Source organism: Indolivaga capnocytophagoides DSM 22835 (genome assembly GCF_000426485.1).
GTDB classification, from domain to species: domain Bacteria; phylum Bacteroidota; class Bacteroidia; order Bacteroidales; family Dysgonomonadaceae; genus Dysgonomonas_A; species Dysgonomonas_A capnocytophagoides.
Window position 1 is genome coordinate 58,563 of the sequence record NZ_AUFL01000010.1, and the last position, 23,263, is coordinate 81,825.

At 39.8% G+C, this 23,263-nt stretch carries 14 protein-coding genes, 1 pseudogene and 1 riboswitch; of the genes and pseudogenes, 2 read left to right on the plus strand and 13 right to left on the minus strand.

Translation table 11 applies throughout. The features are described 5' to 3' along the window. Positions 1 to 22: 22 nt before the first annotated feature. Positions 23 to 2,809: an excinuclease ABC subunit UvrA gene (uvrA, locus tag K322_RS0105270; RefSeq protein WP_026625942.1), complete on the minus strand. Its 2,787-nt coding sequence runs from the start codon at positions 2,807 to 2,809 to the stop codon at positions 23 to 25. 974 nt (positions 2,810 to 3,783) lie between these two features. Between uvrA and trxA the strand changes: the two are divergent. Beyond that, positions 3,784 to 4,149 (plus strand): annotated as a pseudogene (gene trxA / locus K322_RS18655) (thioredoxin); the annotation flags it as partial. 78 nt (positions 4,150 to 4,227) lie between these two features. On the opposite strand, the gene K322_RS0105280 reads toward trxA, so the two are convergent. The 7 genes from K322_RS0105280 to K322_RS0105315 all read right to left on the minus strand — a co-directional run bounded on the left by K322_RS0105280 (position 4,228) and on the right by K322_RS0105315 (position 13,069). After that, positions 4,228 to 6,519: an outer membrane beta-barrel family protein gene (locus tag K322_RS0105280; RefSeq protein ID WP_026625943.1), complete on the minus strand. Its 2,292-nt coding sequence runs from the start codon at positions 6,517 to 6,519 to the stop codon at positions 4,228 to 4,230. Positions 6,520 to 6,680: 161 nt separating this feature from the next. Beyond that, positions 6,681 to 7,205: an acetyl-CoA carboxylase biotin carboxyl carrier protein subunit gene (locus K322_RS0105285; RefSeq protein ID WP_246037485.1), complete on the minus strand. Its 525-nt coding sequence runs from the start codon at positions 7,203 to 7,205 to the stop codon at positions 6,681 to 6,683. Between the two features lie 11 nt (positions 7,206 to 7,216). Further along, complete coding sequence (locus K322_RS0105290; RefSeq protein ID WP_026625945.1) at positions 7,217 to 8,719, minus strand: acetyl-CoA carboxylase biotin carboxylase subunit; 1,503 nt, start codon at positions 8,717 to 8,719, stop codon at positions 7,217 to 7,219. 51 nt (positions 8,720 to 8,770) lie between these two features. Continuing rightward, positions 8,771 to 10,312: an acyl-CoA carboxylase subunit beta gene (locus K322_RS0105295; RefSeq protein ID WP_026625946.1), complete on the minus strand. Its 1,542-nt coding sequence runs from the start codon at positions 10,310 to 10,312 to the stop codon at positions 8,771 to 8,773. 58 nt (positions 10,313 to 10,370) lie between these two features. Further along, positions 10,371 to 10,637: riboswitch (cobalamin riboswitch) on the minus strand. Between the two features lie 62 nt (positions 10,638 to 10,699). Next, positions 10,700 to 11,890: a class I SAM-dependent rRNA methyltransferase gene (locus tag K322_RS0105305; protein WP_026625947.1), complete on the minus strand. Its 1,191-nt coding sequence runs from the start codon at positions 11,888 to 11,890 to the stop codon at positions 10,700 to 10,702. A gap of 13 nt (positions 11,891 to 11,903) precedes the next feature. Then, the gene (locus tag K322_RS0105310) at positions 11,904 to 12,500 is read right to left on the minus strand and encodes a 3'-5' exonuclease (RefSeq protein WP_026625948.1); all 597 of its coding nucleotides are present in this window, start codon (positions 12,498 to 12,500) and stop codon (positions 11,904 to 11,906) included. Then, positions 12,494 to 13,069, minus strand: coding sequence for a DUF5063 domain-containing protein (locus tag K322_RS0105315; RefSeq protein WP_026625949.1), 576 nt, complete (start codon positions 13,067 to 13,069; stop codon positions 12,494 to 12,496). Before K322_RS0105315 ends, K322_RS0105310 begins: the two co-directional genes overlap by 7 nt. 374 nt (positions 13,070 to 13,443) lie before the next feature. On the opposite strand from K322_RS0105315, the gene K322_RS0105320 reads away from it, so the two are divergent. Next, positions 13,444 to 14,430, plus strand: a complete 987-nt coding sequence (locus K322_RS0105320; RefSeq protein ID WP_026625950.1) for a WG repeat-containing protein — start codon at positions 13,444 to 13,446, stop codon at positions 14,428 to 14,430. 76 nt (positions 14,431 to 14,506) lie between these two features. On the opposite strand, the gene K322_RS0105325 is transcribed toward K322_RS0105320, so the two are convergent. From K322_RS0105325 to K322_RS0105345, 5 genes are all read right to left on the minus strand, one after another. Next, on the minus strand, positions 14,507 to 15,409 hold the full coding sequence (locus tag K322_RS0105325; protein WP_026625951.1) for a glycosyltransferase family protein: 903 nt from the start codon (positions 15,407 to 15,409) through the stop codon (positions 14,507 to 14,509). Positions 15,410 to 15,577: 168 nt separating this feature from the next. Further along, positions 15,578 to 16,894: an alpha-l-rhamnosidase gene (locus K322_RS0105330; protein WP_035331413.1), complete on the minus strand. Its 1,317-nt coding sequence runs from the start codon at positions 16,892 to 16,894 to the stop codon at positions 15,578 to 15,580. 226 nt (positions 16,895 to 17,120) lie between these two features. Beyond that, positions 17,121 to 18,350 carry a DUF2264 domain-containing protein gene (locus K322_RS0105335; protein ID WP_026625953.1) on the minus strand — a complete coding sequence of 410 codons (1,230 nt, stop codon included), beginning with the start codon at positions 18,348 to 18,350 and terminating at the stop codon, positions 17,121 to 17,123. 79 nt (positions 18,351 to 18,429) lie between these two features. Further along, positions 18,430 to 19,590, minus strand: a complete 1,161-nt coding sequence (locus tag K322_RS0105340) for a glycoside hydrolase family 88/105 protein (protein ID WP_026625954.1) — start codon at positions 19,588 to 19,590, stop codon at positions 18,430 to 18,432. Between the two features lie 266 nt (positions 19,591 to 19,856). Beyond that, complete coding sequence (locus K322_RS0105345; protein ID WP_026625955.1) at positions 19,857 to 22,961, minus strand: glycoside hydrolase family 2 TIM barrel-domain containing protein; 3,105 nt, start codon at positions 22,959 to 22,961, stop codon at positions 19,857 to 19,859. Positions 22,962 to 23,263 lie beyond the last annotated feature (302 nt).

A 23,263-nucleotide genomic window follows, 5' to 3' on the forward strand; every position in this document is an offset into this window, starting at 1 on the left:
TCGCCGGATCTTTATAGTCACTTTATAGTTTTTCTTTCAGAAATTTACCTGTGTACGATTTCTTATCTTTTGCTACTTGTTCGGGAGTGCCTTCGCATACGACATATCCACCTTCGAGACCGCCTTCGAGACCTATGTCGATGATGTGGTCTCCGCACTTTATCACATCCATATTGTGTTCAATTATCACCACAGTATGTCCTTTTGCGATTAGAGAATCGAATGCTTTTAATAGTGTCTTCACATCATGGAAGTGCAGCCCTGTTGTCGGTTCATCGAAGATAAAGAATGTAGGTTCTGTTTTTTCTTCAATCAGGTAAGAGGCCAGTTTTACGCGTTGATTTTCTCCTCCCGATAGGGTCGAAGATGACTGTCCCATCTTTATATAACCTAATCCTACTTCCTGTAATGCCTTCAGGCGTTTTACAATCTTTTTCTCGTTGCTTGATTTACCTTCCTGAAAGAATTCTATAGCCTGATCGACCGTCATTTCCAGAATATTGTAAATATTCATTCCACGATATTCAACATCGAGTATTTCCTGCTTAAATCGTTTTCCTTTACAGGACTCACATTCGAGAGTTATATCTGCCATAAACTGCATCTCTATGGTAGTCTTTCCCTCACCTTTACATTCTTCGCATCGTCCTCCTTCCATATTGAAAGAGAAAAAAGCCGGTGTAAAGTGCATCTGTTTCGATAGCTGTTGATCCGCATATAACTTACGTATCTCGTCGTATGCTTTTATGTAGGTAACAGGATTCGAGCGGGACGACTTGCCAATAGGATTCTGATCTACCATTTCGACATTCTTGATCAGTTTCAGGTCTCCTTCCAAGCCATTATATTGAACGATCTGTCCGCTGGATTCTTTATATACTTTTAAGAGGGCATTGTACAATACCTCGCAGATGAGAGACGATTTTCCCGATCCGCTGACTCCGGTTACAACAGTCATCACGTTGAGTGGAAATTTTACGTCTATATTCTTCAGGTTATTCTGGCGTGCTCCTTTTACTTCTATGTAGTTATTCCATTTACGGCGGGGGTTCGGAACATCTATTTTTTCTTTTCCCGTAAGATATTTTACTGTATAACTGTCCGATTTTTTGTTGAGATTAGCAACATCTCCCTGATACACGACTTCTCCTCCAAGCCGTCCGGCCTTAGGTCCTATATCAATAATGTAATCGGCTGCACGTATAATATCCTCGTCGTGTTCTACAACTATTACGGTATTACCTATTGATTGAAGATCCCTTAATACCTTTATTAGTAAGTCTGTATCACGGGAGTGCAGACCGATACTTGGTTCGTCGAGAATGTAGAGCGATCCTACCAGACTGCTTCCTAATGAAGTAACGAGATTGATACGCTGGCTTTCTCCTCCCGATAGCGAATTCGATAACCGATTGAGAGTAAGGTAGCCAAGCCCTACATTTGTCAGAAATTTAATACGGTTATTAATCTCAGTTAACAGCCGTTTTGCGATGGCTGCGTCTGTTTCATCTAATTTCAACTGGTCGAAGAATTCTTTAAGTTGGGTAACAGGCATTAATACGAGATCTGCAATCGATTTTCCTCCGACTTTAACATAGAGAGCTTCTTTTTTCAGACGAGCTCCTTTACATACCGGACAAGTCGTTTTGCCTCTGTATCGGGCAAGCATTACCCTGTATTGTATCTTATATTGGTTTTCTTCGAGCATGCGGAAAAATGCGTCTATTCCAAATATTCCGGGTGCTCCATGCCAAAGCAGATCCCGTTCGGCTTCGGTCAGTTCGAAATAGGGGCGGTGTATCGGGAAATTCTTAGAGACGGCAGCCTGCATGAATTCGTTTTTCCACTCACTCATCTTGTCACCTTTCCAACAAAAAACAGCATCTTCGTAAACCGATAAACTTTTATTGGGTATGACCAGATCTTCGTCAATTCCCAATACTTTACCGAATCCCTCACATTCGGGACAGGCTCCCACCGGATTATTGAAGCTGAACATCATTTCGGTCGGTTCTTCAAATTGGATACCATCCGCTTCGAACCGTTTCGAATAGTTATAAGTTTCGACTTCTTTTTCGGTATAATACCGGACAATACATTCTCCTTCTCCTTCGAAAAAGGCAGTCTCAATTGATTCCGAAAACCGGTTCAATGTCGATTTTTCCTGAGAGGTACTTAAGCGGTCTATCACCAGAAGCACATCTCCGTCTTTGATCTTCTTTTTAGATTCGAGCAGCTCGTCGATACGAATAAAATCGCCATCTATCTCTACTCGGGCAAAGCCTTCTTTTTGAAGTATATCGAGCTGTTCTTCGAGTTTGCGGTTGTCTCTTAATATAATTTTAGTGAGGATTACCACACGGGTTCCTTCAGGATATATCCGCATTTTATCCTGAATATCTTTTACCTGATGTTTTTTTACTACGTCACCTGATATCGGAGAAATAGTCTTTCCGATACGGGCAAACAGCAGACGCAGGTATTCGTATATCTCGGTAGAGGTTCCTACCGTAGAACGGGGATTGCGTGAACTTACCTTTTGTTCGATAGCAATTGCCGGAGGAATGCCTTTGATATAATCACATTCGGGTTTGTTCATACGTCCAAGGAATTGGCGGGCATAAGACGAAAGACTTTCCACATAGCGTCTTTGTCCTTCTGCGTAAAGTGTATCGAAAGCCAATGATGATTTACCTGAACCTGATAACCCTGTAATTACTATAAATTTATTTCGGGGAATTTCAACATCTATATTCTTGAGGTTGTTTACTCTTGCACCCTTTATGATAATATTTTTTGCTTCTGACATACAAATATTAAGGTCTCAGACCTATTTGCAGCTTTGGTAAGTAAAACAACCATAGCTTGTTATAAACTAAAGTATCATTAAATACTTCCTATTATTTATTAGGGCTATAAAGTTATGAAAAATACATAAGATTACCGAACGTTTTTAAGATGTCAGAGTGGAATCAAAATTGGTTGAGTTATGTGGGGGAGTAAAATGGAATTCATAAAACAAGATATTTTATCTATATACAAAGTTCTTTAAATAGTTGGGGTTTAATAAGGAAATTTGAGAATAAGAAAAAGAAGCAACAATAAAAAAATACATTTTGGATGTTACCTTTTTGATTTAAATGGCTAATAAATCGTTCTTTTATATTGTACTATTAGGTTCAGCTATTTCCTAACGCACCTCCCGGGCTTGTTTTTCATTTTACCTTGATGCAAAACGAAACAAAAGATCAAGACTACGTCTCCAGCCCGGGGTCACAGACCCTTTTGTAGGCTGGCGCAAGCAAAGTTGTGCGCCAGCTAGGGCGCATACAGAGGTGAAGCCGTAATCTGACCAGTGAAACGGGCGTTTAAACTAAATGCTGTCTGAGCTCGTAGAGCGAGTTTTATTTAGTTTCGCCCGAGAACGTAGTCAGATAGGCAGAGCCTCGCGGCGCCAAAGACCTTTTGGTTCCTTTAGGGGCTTTGGCCAAAAGGAACACAAGCAATCTGTGATTGCGCGTAGTTAAATAGCATAATATAAAAGAACATTTTTATCAAACTAATTACTGATTGACATTAATAAGATAATGTAGAAATAAAGTGACATTAAAAGAACGTCATAAAGTGTGTTACCTTTGTAACCTTTTGACAATAATCAATGATCAATAAACAATTGCTAATAACTAATAACTGTTGACTGATAACTGGTCTTTGATTTTGTTACTTTTGTAACCTTCTGGATGTTAAATGTCTGAAAATTAGAAATAACTTAAATAGGATAAAACAATGGGTACAATTCAACTTGATAAGATTGGTTTTCTAACCAAAGTAGCGAATTATGAAACAACTCACGAATGGAAATATCTGGGAGACCGTCCGGCTATAATTGATTTTTATGCCGATTGGTGCGGACCTTGTAAAACCTTAGCTCCTGTATTGGAGGAACTGGCAGACGAATATAAAGATGATATCTATATTTATAAAGTGAATACGGAGCAGGAATTTGAATTAGCCGAATTGTTTAATATACGCAGTATTCCTACTATTTTGCTTATACCTATGGGAGAAGAGCCTCAGATGGGGCAAGGTGCTGTTCCTAAGCACGAACTTAAAGATGCCATAGACCATTTCTTATTAAAGAAACCGTAAAAGGAAAACAATGTCGGGTCTTCTTTAAGCTCTTACCTTGCCCCAAATGAAGCTCTTGTGATTAAGTAAAATAGTAGTTTATTGTTGCCCGAATCGGGAAGTATCTACATCTTTTCTTTCTTTGGCTTTATAGCCGCCGAACTTATAAGAGAATGATACGGTCAGGTATCTGGAGTCCTGGTACGGGTGCATCTTTATATTTTGTGTCGAATATTGTAACCGCATTTTGGGATTCCATGATTTGAACATATCAAAGGCTTTAAGTTTTAATTCGGCTTTATCTCCGGCAAAACTCCATTTCACCCCGGCATCGATACGCCACATACGAGTAATATTTCCAGGACCTTGTATGATCGGGGTCAGATAAGCTGCCGACAGTTCAGCTTTGATATTGGGTTTTGATGATATGTTGATTGTATTATTTAAAGATGAATATAAGGCCCATTTACTGTTATCGAACGATATATCATTAAAGTTACTGTTTTTCGAGCGGGTGTAAAAGCCGTCCATATCCAGACGGGTGTTTAACCAGCTGCCAACGGTAAAAGGTGCGGAAAGAGATGCTCCGAGTGATTGCTGAAAATCGAAGTTAGTCGTTTTGTATATAAGAGCCAATCTGTCTGATGCCTGATAGGGTAACTGAACAAAGTAATCATCTTCGTACGAGGTATACAATGAGAATGTATATTTACTCCTGAATATATAATTCATACGGAGATTGTAGTCTTTGCTGGGTCTCAGATAAGGATTGCCGTGTATTTCGGTATATCCGTTAAGATAACTTACCGCTCCGTGCATTTCCCAATAATCCGGATACGACTTGTCTGATGACAGGGATAGTTGCATAACATGTTCGGGAGCGATCATGTAAGTCATTTCAAGAGTAGGGAATACAGACCATTGGCTGAAATCGCCCAGTTTGTAATATTCTCCGGCTATTGATGCCGAAAGAGAGACCTTTTCCCCGAAGGATTTCTCAAATCCGGAATAAAAGTTGTAAGTGTACTCTTTGAGCTGATTCTGAGTGTCGGTAAGAGGCTGGTCGGTACTTTTGTTGCTGTATGTTTGACTGCCATTGTCTGAGGCATAGGTAAATGCTCCGCCATAGTTGAGAGTCCAGCTATTGCTTAAGTCGTGGCTTTGGTCGGCATAAAGCTTTAATCGGTTGATCTTTTGCGAAGACATCGATATGAAACTTTTATTCGCATCATTTTTGTTATCGATAAAGTTTTGTATAGTATTATCTTTATAATAAGTATAGTCTATTCCAGAACTAAGACCGAAATGTGAAGTGTACGACAGTGCTATATTATGCATTTGCCCTGGAGACTCATTTGTTTTATGATTTTTTGAGTCGGAAAATGTTCCGTAAGAACGGAGAGTACTATTATATGAAGTATTAAGTTTTGAAGTATATGTCAGGCTTAATTTATCCTGATCCGAGATCTTATACTCCGATCCTATACGTATATTATGATTCTGGAAGTGAGACTTGCCTCTGTCAGATTGTTGAATATCATATAAGCTGCCGTTATATGAATGTTTCGAGTCTAAATCGAGATTAGTTATGTTTCTACCATTATTGATATTGTACATAAAGTCCGTAGAAAATTTAGGTGTGGAGTATACCAAAGTCAATCCCATATCAACCCGCTCATATGTGCGTTGGGAATAAGAAGAGTTGAATTGGCCCTGGAACGTATTTTGGTCGGTTATTCCTCCGTCAAGAATCAGATTGATAGCAGCTCCACGGACATGATATTGAGGAGGTGCGCTGTACATTATTTCAGCTTTAACGATACGGGTCTGGGGTGTATTCTTCAATAGTTCGATCAGTTGATCTATGGACATGGTCGAAGGTTTTCCATTGAGGATGATAGTTATGCCATTGGTTCCGGCTAAAATGATCTTGCCGTCTTGCTCTCTTACACCCGGTAACTGTAGTATCGATTCGTAAGCATTACTTACAGCCTTGTTTTCTAATAGTCGAGGCATGTCATAAGTAAGTTTACCATTAGCCACGGTTACTGCAGGGCGATATCCTTTAACTGTAATTTCGTCTAAGGCACGAGATGAGTCATCCAATACAATATTGCCGGTATTGGCCGAGTTATACAGCAACTCTTTGGTATTGTATAACAAGTGCTGTATAATCAGTCTGTATGGGTTTTGTGAAGATTTGAATGTAAAGTAGCCTAGAGAGTCTGTCATTACTGAATTAATATAGACCGAGTCGGGAGTTTGCAAAACAACGGTAGCATATTCCACAGGACGATGATCCGCATCTACAATGCATCCTTTGATCGTTTGTGATTGTACGCTGAAGCTAATAGCAATTAGAATAGTGAAAATCGTAAATAAGTGTTTCATGTTTTCCTCTGTTTAAATTTGATAATACAAAGGAGTAAAACATAAATATCAATACGGGTTAACACTTACTTACGAAGTCTTATCTAGTCTTAACGGATATAAAAAAGATACACTAAGAATAAATCCGAGTGTATCTTCCTTAATAAATATGATATTTTTGATTAAATATCTTTTTCTAACTCAATCAGTAAGTCGCTTTTGCTTGTTGTTGCTCCTTCTTTGACCAATACTTTCTTGATGATGCCTTTAGTGCTGGCTAGAATAGCATTCTGCATTTTCATAGCCTCAAGAATAAGCAATGTGTCTCCGGCTTTTACCGAATCTCCTGTTTTAACCAATACTTCAAGTATTTTACCGGGCATAGGTGCTTTCAAGCGGATTGTTGTCGATTCGCTGGCTTCCGAACTTAGCATCTTTTGGCGTTGCAGCGAGAAAGGTGTCTCTACCGAAAAAATATATCCGACTCCGTTAACCAGCAGTTCATATTCATTCTGATGGTGGGATACTATCTCTACCGGATAACTGACCCCGTTGACTGTCATAATTGAGAAGCCATCGGGAGTTGTTTGTATATCGACATCCAACTGCTTTCCGTCGAATGTGTATTTTTCTCCTTCTTCAATACCGAAAGGATATTCTTTTGCCGAAGCTTTATCTAAAGCTATAAGTGTTTTATCTTTACTCATTATATCCTCATTTACATATTATTGATTCTATTGCGCAAAGCCCACAAGTCTGAGTCTTCTTTCTTTTCGGTAATAGGCTTATTTTGCTTTTGGTAATGCGATACAGCAAATAAAGCAGCAAGTAGTTCTTCGTCTTTTTCGACATACACGGTAGATTCCAAATCCTTTTCAATGAAAGACGTATCGAAGTTTCCTTTGCGGAATACCTCATTGTGTAGAACAGCTTTATCAAATGGAATAGTTGTCTTAATACCCTTTATCTGAAAATTATTCAATGCGGCAAGAGTTCGTTCAATTACAGCTTCTCTGCTTTCGGCATGAACGATAAGTTTTGCTATCATCGAATCGAAAAACGGTGTTATTTCCGAGCCTACCACAACTCCCTTATCTACTCTGATTCCTTCACCTTCGGGTATACGCAAAGCCTTTATTGTACCGGTACAAGGCGAAAATCCCGATTGTACATCTTCGGCATTAATCCTGCATTCTATTGCCCATCCATTCAGTTTTACATCATCCTGAGTGATTGGAAGTTTCTCGCCGTTTGCAATTCTGATTTGTAATTCAATAAGATCCAGCCCTGTGATCATTTCGGTTACGGGATGCTCTACCTGTACCCGTGTGTTCATTTCCATGAAGAAGAAGTCTCCGTGCTTATCTAACAGAAACTCTACAGTACCAAGGCTTATATAACCTGCTTCGCGAGCCAGAGATACTGCTGCATCCGTGATCTTCTTTCGTAATTTGTCATCTAATGCCGGAGAAGGGGCTTCTTCCAGTAGTTTTTGGTGCTTACGTTGCACCGAACATTCACGTTCCCATAAATGGACTACATTGCCATGAGCATCCGCCACAATCTGTACTTCAATATGTTTCGGATTTTCAAGGTACTTTTCGATAAATACCGATGGATTGTTGAATGCCGATAATGCTTCGGTAGATGCCGAATGATACATTTGTTTTATCTCGGATTGTTTGCGGACAATGCGCATACCTCGTCCTCCTCCTCCTGCTACCGCTTTGATAATAAGAGGAAACCCGATTTCCTTAGCAATTTGTATTGCTTCATCAAGTGTATCTACGCTGCCGTGGCTGCCTCCAAGCATAGGAACCTTTCCTTTAGCTGCTATTTCCTTGGCAATCACTTTATCACCCATATTCTGGATAATGCGTGGAGAAGGTCCTATAAAGATGATTCCTTCTTCGGTGCAGCGGATTGCAAATTGTGCATTTTCCGACAAATAACCATATCCCGGATGTATGGCGTCTATCTTATTACGTTTTGCTAATAGTACAAGGCTTTCTATATCGAGAAATTCAGGTACATCGTTTTTCTCCCTGTCGGGAAAATCAACTATCTGGTCGACCTGAGTCAGATAATATGCATTAGGCTCTTTCGCTGTGCGTATTCCGACCGATGTTATTCCCATCTTCTTAGCTGTTTGAGCGATTCTTATTGCAATCTCGCCTCTGTTAGCTATGAGAATAGATGTGATTCTATTTTTGTTTTTCATTCTGTTTTCTGTTTTATGCTTACGAAATAGTAAATAAACAGGTCTGAGACCTTATAATGGCACATTGCCATGTTTACGTTTCGGGCGATATTCGGTCTTTCTGTCCAAAGCTTTCAAGCATGTGATAATTTTGGAACGTGTCATTGCCGGATCTATCACTTCGTCAATAAAGCCTTTTTCGTCAGCCAGATAAGGGTTTGTTACTTCTTCCCTGTATTTTTGTGTTAATTCTTTTTTCAGCATAACAGGATCTTCTGATTCTGCTAACTCTTTGCGATAAAGGATGGCTATAGCTCCGTCGGGTCCCATTACCGCAATTTCGGCAGTAGGCCAAGCAAAAACGAAGTCTCCACCGATACCTTTACTGTTCATTACAATATATGCTCCACCGTATGCTTTACGCAAAATAACGGTAATCTTCGGAACAGATGCGAATGTATAAGCATATAACAATTTAGCACCGTGTCGGATAATGCCGTCATGCTCCTGATCTGTACCCGGTAGGAATCCCGGAACGTCTTCGAGAGTGATGATCGGAACATTAAAAGAGTTACAAATATTGATAAATCGAGCTCCTTTCACGGATGAATCGATATCTAATGTACCTGCCATTACTTTAGGTTGATTGGCCACGATACCGACAACCTGACCATCAATACGGGCAAATGCCGTAAAAATATTACCGGCATGATTTTCTGCTACTTCCATATATTCGCCATTATCTACCAATAATTCTACGATCTCTTTTACATCGTAAGGTTTATCGGGGTCTTCCGGTACGATATTACGTAACTGATCTGTGATCTGTTTAACATCATCCTCGGAAGCTATTAATGGAGGATTCTCCATATTGTTGGATGGAAGATAAGAGAGTAATTTTTTTACGCCAAGAATGGTGTTCTCGTCGTCTTTGTACACAAAATCGGCAACACCCGATTTTGTTCCATGCACAGATGCACCGCCCAGATCTTCGGTTGATACTGTTTCATTCAAAACTTCCTTTACAACATTAGGGCCTGTTACAAACATGTAGCTGGTATCGGCTGTCATAAAGATAAAGTCGGTCAAAGCAGGAGAATATACTGCACCTCCGGCAGCCGGTCCCATGATAACTGAGATTTGAGGGATAACGCCTGATGAATAAACATTGCGCTTGAAAATATCTCCATATCCGTTCAGTCCGGTGATGCCCTCCTGGATGCGTGCCCCCCCGGAGTCTATAAGCCCTACAACAGGAGATCCTGTTTTCAGAGCCATATCTTGTATTTTAACTATTTTAGCGGCATGTCTCGAGCCTAGTGAGCCTCCTAATACGTTGAAGTCTTGCGAATAAGCATAAACCAAACGGCCGTTTACTCTTCCGTATCCGGTTACGACACCGTCTCCGAATGCTTTTACCGATTTTCCGAATGAAGCGTCAGCCGGAGGAATGTATGCGTCGGTTTCTTCAAAAGTACCTTCATCAAACAATAATAAAATCCGTTCGTGTGCCGTAAGCTTTCCTCGTTTATGCTGCTTTTGCACATACGCCTCGTCATACTGCTTGTCGAGAAGCTCTTGACGTGCCGAAAATTGTTCGTACGATTTCTTCATTATATATGTATTTAGAATCTTTACATGTATTTCTATGAGCTTTATTTACCCGAAAGCTACAGAATATATAGTCTTGGCAGGTCTTCTGGCTTGCTCCATCTTCGAATATCCTTCCCGTTTTTAAGTTACCGGTTTTCAGCAGGCAGTTATCAAAAATAAACTGTTCCGCATAAACTGTACACTGAGAAAAACAGTGGCATGAGTATTTATTCAAAGACTTTGGCGTGGAGTTTACAGCAGCGGGTCTGCCCGGGATTTACACCCGGTTCCCTTTTCACCACCACGAACGAATGTCCGAAGTGACACCAAAACCGCTACAAAGGTAGATATTTTTCTTGATTAGGATTATAGTCCTGTTTATTATTTTTATCCCTTGCTTCTTTCTTACTATTCGACATATACCACCAATCCTTTCAGGTATTCACCTTCGGGATGGTATATATTGATGGGGTGATCGGCTGGCTGTGTAAGTTGATGTAATATCTTAACACTTCTGCCGGATTGTGCCGCTGCAGTGAAAACCGCCAGACGGAAAGCATCTTTGGTTATCACCTGCGAACATGAGAATGTGAATAGTATTCCTCCCGGTGCAATCTTATCAAATGCAGCTGCATTCAGTCGTTTGTATCCCTGTAGCGCATTTTTTATTGCTCCCCGATGCTTGGCGAATGCCGGAGGGTCAAGTATTATAAGGTCATAATCTCCCTTGTTGGTATGCCCAAGGTATTTGAATGCATCTTCAGCGAATGCTGCATGTCTTTTGTCATCCGGAAAATTTAACTTGACATTGTTTTCTGTCAGCATGATGGCTTTAGCCGAACTATCAACTGAATGTACGAGTTTCGCACCTCCCCGCATGGCGTAGAACGAAAATCCTCCTGTGTAACAAAACATGTTTAATAGAGAGCGGTCTCTAGCATATTTTTCAAGTAACGAGCGGTTATCCCGTTGGTCAACAAAGAAGCCGGTTTTTTGCCCTTTGACCCAATCGGCATGGAACTTTAGTCCGTTTTCGAGAGCTATTCCGTCAATATCACCTTTTCCTCCGTACAGATATTCATTTTCTGCTCCCAAATCTGCTTTGTATGGGAGAGTTGTTTCCGATTTATAATAAATGTTCTGCAACTTTTCTCCGAATACTTTTATCAGGGCGTTGCATATCTCTTTTCTGTTTTCGTGCATACCGACCGAGTGAGACTGCATAACAGCTGTAGCACCGTATACGTCAATAATCAGTCCGGGTAGATTGTCCCCTTCTCCGTGAATAAGGCGAAAAGCATTGTTGTTTTCAGAAACAACACCTATCGCTTTTCTAAGATTGTAAGCTACTTGCAGACGTTCTTCCCAAAATAGACTGTCGATCTTTCTTTCTTCAAAGCTTAATACTCTGACTTCAATACTGCCTATCTGATAATGTCCGACAGCAATAAAATCGTCATTTGCAGTATAAACATTAACGATTTCGCCTTCGGTCAGATTTGTGTCTTTATGGGCAACGGCTCCAGAGAAAATCCATGGGTGAAAACGTCTTAGCGAGTCTTCTTTTTTAGGTTTTAGGGTGACTTTTTTATAGCTCATATATTTTTTCTATCTACTTCGTTTTTTCAGAAAGGTCAGGGTTAAGCCTTACCAGTTTATTGTATATCTGCAGGCAGGCCCACGCATCCAGTGCTGCGTATTTTTGCTGAGCCTCGGTCAGTATATCAGCTTCCCAATTGGATAGACGTTGTCCTTTCGATATCCGTTCTCCAAATAATATCGCGTATATCCTTTGCAGTCCATTGTCTTCGATTCCAAATTTCTTAACAAACGATTGCAGTTCAATAAATCCCTTGGGTTCGAGTTGTATCCGTTTTCGGATAGCTGCAAAATCATCTTTCAGCGACAACCCTATCTTGGTAATATCCGAAGCTATTAGTAACCGGATTAAACATTCGGGAATGCCGATGAGGTTAAGGCGGAACAGAAAACAGGTATCGTTTGTCGAAAGTTGCATTAAGGCAATCTTACGTACCACTCCTTTGGTAAACGAAGGCCGTGTTTCAGTATCAAACCCTATCAGCTCGAACTTTTCGAGATACGATACTGCCTTTTCGGCCTCCGATTCGGATTGTATTACAATAATCCGTCCCGGAAACACTGCGGTCTCTAGTTCTGCTACTTGTTCTTTTGATATTTTTGTCACCACTCGGCCTGTATATTTTCGGGAAGAGAATCGTCCTCTTCATTATCGTCAGTCATCGTATATCTGATAGAATGTAATGCACGCAAAACATTGACCAGCTTTTGTCCCCAGTATAGTTTGAAGTTGTCATAGCATGTAAACAGAGCCTCATACATCGTTTCGTCTAATCCTTGTTGATATACCGATATGAAATTTTTAATATCCTGATATATATCCGCCAGATCTTCCGAGATACTTGCCGAGATCGGAGTATCACTATACTTCATATCTTCCAGAAATACTTCCAGATAGGTGTCATTGCTTTTGAATGTCGAATATAGTCTGGTTACAATATTCTCATAATCTTCTTCGGTAACGGAAACTTCGGGGTAAATATCATACTCTACTTCCAGTTCGGGCAATAATGTACCCTTGAGGTATAGCAGAGGCAGTAGTTTTGTTAATTTACCGGATAAGTCTGTCGCAGTCTGTTCTTCATAAGTTTCTAAAAAAGAGCAGAATTGTACTCCAACAGCAACAAACTCAACTACATTTTTTGAAAAAACTATATTTTGAGACAAATCATTCTCCATTGTAAACATCGTTTGTGGACTATTTACAGTCCGTTTATATTATCACTAGTTAAAAATATATAGATAAAATATCTAAAACTACATCTGATACAGTTTGCTTTGTCAGTATAGTTAGAAATATTCCATCCTACAAATTTAGGAAATTATATTAAAACCCGATACCCTAAGCCAATATCTTGCAAAAGTGTTTATTCTCTGACTGATAAAGGTCTCAGGCCTTTTCTTAACTTTGACCGAAGTAAATACAACTTAAAAGTTTTGTTAGAATATTGTAATATTGAGTACTTAGCTGTTACTTATTTTGTTAAATACACAGGTAAATATTAAATTTGTCTCAGCATTTCCAAAAACAAACAAAACGATTGACTTATTTAATGAAAAAAGCACTATTAGCACTAATTGCATTTATAACACTCGGTACACTTTCTTATTCGCAATCTTACGAAATCATCCAAAAGAAAGATAAATTCGGAATAACCGACGGTAAAAAGACTTTGGTAAAACCTCAGTATGAATCAATCTCGAAATTGGAAAACAGTAATTTCTGTGCCAAAAAAGAAGGAAGATGTGGAGTCATAACATCAATGGGTACAGTGTTGATTCCTTTAGCGTATGATGATGTGAAAGACTTCGGGGCAGGATTGTTCCTTGTGAAGGATCAGAATGTATGGGGGATAGTAGACCGGATGAATAAGCTGGTTCTGCCTATTGGTTATAATAACTTCAAGTTTATTGACGATTATTTATGTAAAGTGTCGTCACAAGGCAAATATGGCTTGATCAGTAAATATGGCAAAGTGCTTATTCCGGCGGTGTATGACGGTATCGATGAATTTAACCAGTCGACCTTTGTTATTAAGCAGAACGGAAAATCGGGATTAATAGATCATCAGGGTGATATCATTGTTCCCGCGTTATACGATGATTTCGAGAAGATGTCGGACAGGGATCTTTATTGCATGAAGTCGTCAGGAAAGATCGGACTGATGGATACCAACGGCCGAGTGATTCTCGAAGCTGTATATGATTCCATAGATTATAAATCGCCTGTAGGAATGCAACTGTCACAAAACGGAAAGATAGGCTTTTACACTCTTACCGGAAAAGTAGTGGCTCCCGTATATAGCAAAATATTGTTTACTCAGCCCGAACTGGGACTTGCTGTGGTGAAAGAAGGAGAGAAGTATGCCATTGTAACTGCCCGTGGTACGGTTACAGCGGCTCTTTATGAGAATATAAGCCGATTTTCGCCTAATGGAGTAGCCTTTGTGGAGAAATCGGGTAAGCTTATGGCAGTCAATTCCGAGGGTAAAGAAATGGTACTTCAGGAGATAATGGGCGGTGTTAGACCTCCTCAATAATGTAAAATATCAAGTGCATATATAACAAAAAAGGACATCAGTAAAGATGCCCTTTTTTGTTATATAACTTCTTGTTTTAAAAGAGCTTTTCGGGATATATACCTTTGTCGATCAAGTCGCGGATGCGTTGTACGACCTCAGGTTTATCTTCTGCGTAAGTTACTCCAAACCATTGAGCAGGAGTATTGACCAGCTTCACTTTTACTTCGCCATTAGCTACAAGCGTATTGACCAATGTTGGGATAAGGAACTCTGCTTTAGGTTTATCTTTGTTTTCGTTCAGAAAATCAACAAATCCTTTTTCTGACAGGTCGAAGTAATCGGGTGTAAATCCCCACATATTCATAGACACAGGGGTCGCACTCGAAACATTCTTCCAAGTTCCGTCATCGTCTTTAAAACGGGGGACGTCATTTAGCAGTTCAATCTGAGTACGCTCTACAATTTTTGTAAGGTAGTTTTCCCTATCTATTTCACATATACCTCTGGCTACAGATCCTCTTTCCGATAGAGTGTATCCCAGAAGATAACCGATCATACAGTAGCTGCGTTCTTGTCCTTCCATGTTTTTCAACTGCCCTGCTAATAACTGAAAGCTTTCTCTTCCGTAAAAATCATCCGCGTTGATTATTCCGAAAGGTTCTTTTATTACATCCTTACCCATTAGTAAAGCATGGTTAGTGCCCCATGGCTTTTCACGTTCGGGATTAAGGGTAAACCCTTCGGGAAGATTATCCAGCTCCTGAAAAACAATTTCTACAGGAACAGACTTTTCATATTTTGACACAATCTTTTCTCTGAAGTCTTTTTCGAAAGATTTGCGGATCACAAATACAATCTTACCGAATCCCGAACGGAGAGCATCATAAACAGAATAATCCATGATTGTTTCTCCATTAGGCCCGACTCCGTCAAGCTGCTTGAGCCCTCCGTAACGGCTTCCCATCCCTGCCGCTAATACAAATAATGTAGGTTTCATCTTGTTTCTAATATATTTTGTGGTTAAAAGGTGCTTCCTGTATTTTTCTTAAGCCGCCGATGGCATTTGATGTCTTAAGAACAAAACAAATATACTAATCTATTGTTGTTAAAAAAACTCATATCTGAAGTTTCAGGAGTAAACCTTTTGCTGGAAACTGCTTTCTGTTCAGAATCGGGTGAATTCCAAGATTTGTACCTTTTCCGGAGCTACATCCGCTTTGCCTTCTCCGTCAATTTGGACCGCTTTTTGCACAAATATATTCAACTGTTTTTTGTCTTTCCACAATTCTGTATCGTAAGTCGGTTCCCATGCGCCTACCGGGAATGTGGTAAGATCTTCTATTATCCATTTGTTATTGTTTACATCCGAACATTTGGCTATCGAAACTTTTGATCCTCTTTCTTCATCTCTGAATAAAAGATACAGGTTTACCTGTTTTCCTTTCAGATAGGCTACTATCTGAGGGCGTGATATCGGAATACTTTTGGTTCCTCCTCCCTTCAGAGAAAAAGCGGTTTTACGAAAATTCAGATTAATGCTGTTCCATTTTTTTCCATCGAAAAATACGACATGATATTGAGGTATATCTGAGCCTTGTTCACGCCAGTATGTTGCTACATAAGGATTACCTTTGCTGTCGGCGGTCATAGACGTTTGATTTATCAACTCGCTGTTCTGTGGTATTTTGCAGGCATATTCTGCTGAAGAAGCGGTGATCGGCAATTTGTATGGCTGGTTTGATGAGTTTATCCATGTTTTGCCGCCGTCCGTCGAACGGGCATAACATAAGTCGTGATTCGTTGATACATCCCATGTTTCACGCCATACCCACGATATATGAATGACTCCTTTATGGTCGACAAATGCCTGCCAATATGCATTTCTTGAGTTTTCACCGTCTATCAGGTTGGACTGTATTTGTGTCCATGTTTTTGATTTCAGCGTATAACGGTTCATGACAAGGTTGCCTTTGCCCGATTGTCCGTCACGGAACATGAATATCAGATCGCCATTCGGCATTTTGAAAAATTCAGGATAGGTTACATTCGTTTCGTTGTTTCCACTCATCGCTTGTTTATCGCCTAGTTCGAGTGAATAAGGAGCTGTACTTTTTGCATAATTCAAGGGATGCCCGTGATGATCCCATGATACATGAAGATATCCGTCTCCGTCTACCATCAGGCTGATAACATTGTGTGCATCATTTACATTTCCTTTGTATTGAGTGGGGTTAATGATCCAGTTATCTGTTCCCAATTTGCGCTTGCCCAATACTACATACCCATCCTGATCGTAGTAGGCTGTGTATTGTATTCCCTTATGTGTGACCAGTGAATTTTTACGGAATACGGTGACATTCACAGAATTGTTTGCCCACCCTTCACCTACGGTTGTCAGGTGTTGAGCTTCTGCCTGGTAAGGTAAGATTATACTCAATACCGAAAGAAGAAATAATTTGTATGTCTTATTTGCTAACTTCATTTGAAATTCAATGCTTTAAAGATGAAAAGGTAACGTCGAATCAGTCAAAGGTGATCAGTTATCAATTGCTTCGCACCCATTTTTCATTTTCAAAAGGTAACAAAGGTAACACCCTTTATGTACACTTTCGGATGTTACTTTTTCAGTTGATCACTGTTGCCTGTTAACTGATTTCAAAGAATTTCTTACCCTATAGATAAAAAATTGAACAAAAGGGTTTGTGCCCCTAGAAACTAACGGCGTGATCTTTTGGAAAATCTTGTCCGCTCCAAGCCTTCTTTGATGTCCAGTCTTGGGGAGAAGATGTCCAGAAGGAATCATCGGCAGGTAATCCCAATGGAAGAAAAGCGAGTGATGTAAGATATAGACTTCCGTTGTTGGTATACCAGTCAGCTAATTTCGGTTGATGTCCGGCAAATCCCAGTTGTAAAAATCCTTTTTGAGTAAAATTTCCTTCTGCGGAAAACATTCGTTTCAATACCGACGTCATCGCTGCCCGTACCTGTCCTTCGGGGAGCTCCTGTGGCAGATTTTTACGCCATGACAATAGAGCTAAAGGCTGGAATACTCCTGCTCTGTATGTCATCGAACGACCGAATACAGGGAAAGTACCTTCTGGCGAAACGAGCCTTTCGAGAATCATGCTGTAACGCTGCATCCTTTTGCGGGCTGTTTCCAATTGTTCGGGTTTTACCATTCGTTTCTTTTCTATAAGATGTTCCAAAACTTCTACATACATAGGTTGTATAACAAAGCTGTTGTAATAATCGAAAGCGAAATGTTCTCCATCGGCATACCATCCGTCTCCTACATACCATTCTTCGATTTTACGGATAGCACTGTGTATGCGGTAGGCATCATATTGCTCATCGATAGACATCAGAAATGTTTCTACCATTGCCGAGAATAGCAGCCAGTTTGTGTAAGGCGGATCAACTCTTCGCAGTTGTTTGAACTCTTCTATATATCGTTTTTTTGTCAATTCATCCAAAGGTTCCCACAGTTGTTTCGGTGCACGTAAGAAGCTGTTTGCAATATAAGCTGCATCTACTAATGGTTGTCCTTCATTTCTCCATAGCAGATAATCGGGGCTATTAGGGTCAACGGAATGTGCATAACTCTTGAGAGCCCATTCTCGAAGCTGTTTTCGTTTCTTTCCCTCCGATGTGTTATCGTCGGGTAATGCCAGCCAGGGAGCCAGTCCCGACATTAATCTGCCGAAACACTCCATATAGGTTACACGCTTGTCACGTCCATCCCATGTCGGACTGAGTTCGAGTTCCATATTTTTACTGAGTTCACCTTTGCTCATATTACTAAGTACAGGTTCTGATACTTTGTACATAAGATCTGCCCAATATGTACGGTCGTCAGTCTGCGATTGTTTGTTTTGGGCATTTATCGAAAGTATGCAGGTATATAGTGCTATTATGGATAGAATCAGGTTTTTTTTCATGTTTTATCTTACTATAGTTAATAATGTCAATTTGGATTGGTGAAATCATTCTTTATATACTACGCGCAATTATAAAGACCTATTTTTTATCGACATACTTAGTCATTTCGGATGCCGCAAGCAGAAATGCTCCTACTCCAAAATCGGCAGTGGTTTCAGGTCCTACATTCTTATGTTGATCAGCTCTTTCTCCTATTGGTTGTACATATCCGATTTTTCCATTGGGTTGTAATGCTGTTTTGGTCAGATAATTCCATCCTTTGGTTACAACAGGCAGATAAGTTGCTTTATCTAAAAAGCCATTATTAATACCCCAAAGGTATCCGTATATAAAGAATGCGGTTCCGCTGGTTTCAAATCCGGGGGCTTGTGCCGGATCGAGCAGACTGCGGGTCCAATGCCCTTCCTTTTGTTGAGATGCGGCTAGTGATTTTGCGAGGGCATTGTATACTTCTATGTATTCTGCTCTGTGGATATCTGATTCGGGTAAATCTTCAAGAGTTTTAGCTAACCCAGCGAATACCCATCCGTTACCCCTCGACCAGAAATCTTTCAGGCCTGCATTGGTTTTATGCTCGGGATAAATGTATTTTGCATCACGGTAAAAAAGTCCTGATTCCGAGTCATACATCAATTCTTTTGCATAGGCGAAGTATTCATGTAATTTTTTCAAATAAAGGTCATTTCCTGTGATTTTATAGAGTTTAGTCATAACAGGCATAACCATATAAAGACCGTCGGCCCACCACCAGTAATCGTTATTAGGTGTTGACATCTCGTATTCCATCACTTCTTTAGCTCGGGCTATTTTTTTATCGTCAGGTGATAAGTTATACAAATCGGCATATACCTGAAAACAAGTTTGCCAGTCGCCGAACAAAACGTAATCGTCGGTTTCTCCATACGAGTATTTCCATGTCTTTTTATCGTCTGACTTTGCTCCTTTCCATTCATTTGTTTCTGCCCATGCTTCGGAGTACGCTTTATATTCTTCTATTCCGGTAACTTCGTATGCCGCCATATTTCCGGTATGGTATGCGGCTCTGTGCCAAAAAGCATTTTCGTGTGTAGGATGTGTCGATTGCCAGTATCCGTTTGCTTTCTTAATTATATCTACAACTTCCGTTTTCGACTTCGGTAGAGTATCGTTGTTTTTGGGTGCTTGTTTTGTGCTGTTTCCTGAACACGAGGTTATAAGTAATATGAAAGGTAATAGTAATAAAGTCGTTTTCTTTCCCATTATTTATTTTATTAAGTTACTGTAAGTTTTTAATAATAGACTAATTCTATTTAGTTATCTGTTGTTACGATTATCAAGGTAGTAAAAGATATTAGACCTTAATAATTATATTTTGATCTCGAATTTGATAATGGTTACAAAGATTAAAAAATAGAAGAGTTTAGAGCAGGAGTAATAAATCAAAAAGGGGTAGAATATCATTCATTGACAGAAAAACCCCGCCTATATACTGTCGGCGGGGTTTTCTTTAAATAGGTCTGTGACCTTTATTTTATAATACTGATTGTATAACTGTATGTGTATTCTTTGCCAAAGAAGCGGTATTGGTCAAGAGGAGCAGCTCCCCAAGAATTCAAACCTGCAACCCCGCGTTGGAACAAATCCACGCACAATACAACTTCTTTGCGGGGAAGTATATCCGATGAGTGCTGCTGTTTCTTTGTCATTCCCGGATCAAGATCTTCGGGCATATTATTGGTAGCACTTACCGATAAAGGCTGCAATCCATCTATACGGATACCCGAATTGTTTTTGTCTTTCAATGTCAGCCAGCGTACATCCGTTTTATTACCTGTTTCCTGAGGCCTGAAATATGGATATGCCTGTTCTTCTACATCTCCGGTCCAGATTCCCATAAATGTATCGTGATGGCGGTCTACATAGTTTTCCCAAGGACCACGTCCGTACCATGTGAAGTTGTCATATTCTTTAGGTAAGGTCATAAGCATACCGAAACGCATCATTTCGGGCAGGTCATCCGAAAGTGCTTGATAATAAGCGGTCGTTGTCAGGCTTCCGTCTTTGTTTACCAGATAGGTGATCTCTACCTGAGCTTCTATACCTCTTAGTTTAGCCAGATATGAAATAGATGTGCCGTCTGCTGTTTCCTGCATTCCTTTGTATGTGTAAATAAGATTATGTCCGGCTGCATCCCATAAGCGAAGTCTGTATTGAGACCAATCTCCAAAATCGTTATCGGTAGGAGCTCTCCAGAAATTTAAACGAGGAAGTTCATCAAATACACGCTTGCCGTCGTTAGTTACCGACATCAGCGATTTACCGTCTTTTGCAGAGAATTCATAGTTTAGCGATCCCGATTTAATAATAATTTTATCATCGGTTTTCTCTACGTTCAATGCTCCGGAGTAATTTTTCTTTGCAAAAAATTGATTTTTAGCGAATGCAAATTCTTCTTTTGCTACCTCAAATCCGGCAGGAAGAAATTCTGTTTTCTCCTTATTATATGCAAACACCTGTAAATAATATTCAGTTCCGGCTTCAAAAGAAATTGCGGGCAAGTTCAGTTTTACATCTTTCTGTGTATCGGCAGGTACAGTTGCCTCGAAATTCTGTTCGGCAACTTTTTCGCCATTCTTTAGTAATACCCATTTGTAAGTGTAATTCTTATCGGTAAGGTCTGTGAATTTATAATCATTTATAACAGTGATGATTCCATTATCAAGATCTTTTGCTTTGAACATGATATTCTGGTACACTTTCTTTACGATATGTGTATGTGGCATGTAAGTTTGGTCGGGAGCGATCACCCCATCCATACAGAAGTTACCGTCATTCATTTTATTGTAGCCTTTCAGGTCGCCGCCATAAGCAAAGTATTCTCTTCCTTGCTCGTCTTTGGTTTTGTAGCCGTGGTTATACCATTCCCAGATAAATCCACCTTGCATATTTTTACTGGTACGCATCAAATCCCAGTAATCTTGGAAGTTACCCATACTATTGCCCATAGCATGAGCATATTCGCACATGATATAAGGACGTCCGAGATCTTTGGCTGCATCACGTTTCATATTTTCCCAAGAAGGGTACATGTGGCAGATGATATCTGTATTGCGGTCTTTCTGATAAGCTTGTTCGTATTGTACAGGACGGCTGTTGTCACGTGCTTTCGCCCAATCGTACATATCGAAAAATGCTTTTCCGTTACTTGCTTCGTTTCCTAATGACCAGAAAATTACTGAAGGATGGTTTTTGTCTCTTTCTATCAGTCTTTGAATGCGATCCATGTGTGTGGCATGCCATTCTGGAAAATTCGAAACGTTGTCAGGTCCGTATCCTAAGCCATGAGATTCGAGGTTTGCTTCGTCAACCAGATAAATTCCGTATTCGTCACACAGTTTGTACCATAGAGGTTGTTGAGGATAATGAGATGTACGGACAGCATTGATGTTCAGTTCTTTCATTAATTGAAGGTTGCGCATCATGGTCTCACGAGTCACTACTTGTCCTGTGTTGGTGTTGAATTCATGCAGGTTTACACCTTTGAAGTATATCTTTTTACCATTGATAAAGACTTGACCGTCTTTTATTTCAATCTTGCGAAATCCTATTTTACTGGATGTACTTTCAACGATATTTCCTTTATTGTCTTTTAGTGTAATCAACAGTGTATAAAGATTAGGGGTCTCGGCTGTCCATTTTAATGGAGCTGACACTGTTCCGTTGAGTTTTAGGTCGGTTTTATCTCCTGACGGAATAGATATATTCTGCGATTTGGACAGTACCTTTTTACCGGCTTTGTCGATAATAGATATTTCTACTTTCTGATTTTGTGCTTCAGTTGCATAATTCTTTAAAGAAAGATCGATGCTGAAAAGACCGTTTTTGTAACTCTTATCCAAATCGGGATGAGCAAAATAGTCAAGGATACGGGTTTGTGCTGTACTATATAAATATACACTCCGGTTGATTCCTCCCAAACGCCACATATCCTGATCTTCGATATATGTACCGTCACTAAATTTATGTACTTCACAGGCTAAGGTATTCTGCCCTTTGCGTATATATTTGGTAATATCGAACTCGGCCGGACTTTTGGCATTTTCGGTATATCCAACTTCCTGACCGTTGATCCATACATACATTGAGTTTGTGCCTCCTTCGAAGTGTAGATATACACGTCGTCCATCCCAATCGGAAGGGATATTGAATGTATGTCGGTATGCTCCGACCGGAGCGTCTTCCCTGTCGATAAAAGGAGGGTTTTTAGGAAATCCAAAGCCTGTATTTACATACATGGGTATTCCGTACCCGTTGAATTCCCAGTTTCCGGGAACAGGCATATTCGCCCATTTGGAGACATCGTAGCTCTCATTATAAAATCCGGATGGAACTTCTGCCGGTTTCGGAACCCAAAAGAATTTCCATGTACCATCGAGAGATTGAAAATAAGGTGATTCGGAATAATTGTCTTTCAGGGCTTGCCGTTCATTCTGATAAGGAACAGACGTTGCACGGGTAGCCTCTTTATTTACGGCAAATACTTCGGGGTTTTCCCAGTTCGGTACTGATTGCTGTGCAAAGAGTGCTCCTCCTCCCAACAACAATAATGACAGACTTAAAGTTTTTCTCATGATATATATAGTTTTAAGGTCTTAGACCTATTTATTATCGGATAATACAAATATATGTATAATATAGGTGTCAATATGTTCAGTAATCAGTCATATATGTAGTCTTTTTATATCAAATAAGGACATTTCTTCGTTTTCAGATTTTTTTTGGAGAAGATACTCTTCGTTTTCTTCCTTGTGTATGTCTCATTCATTTTTTTCAGTGCTCTTTTTTTGTTTTTTTAATAAAAGAGAAGAATCGTTCATTGAAAAGCTCCTTTATATGGGTTTTTCCCCTTCATAATCCTTTATTGAGACTTATT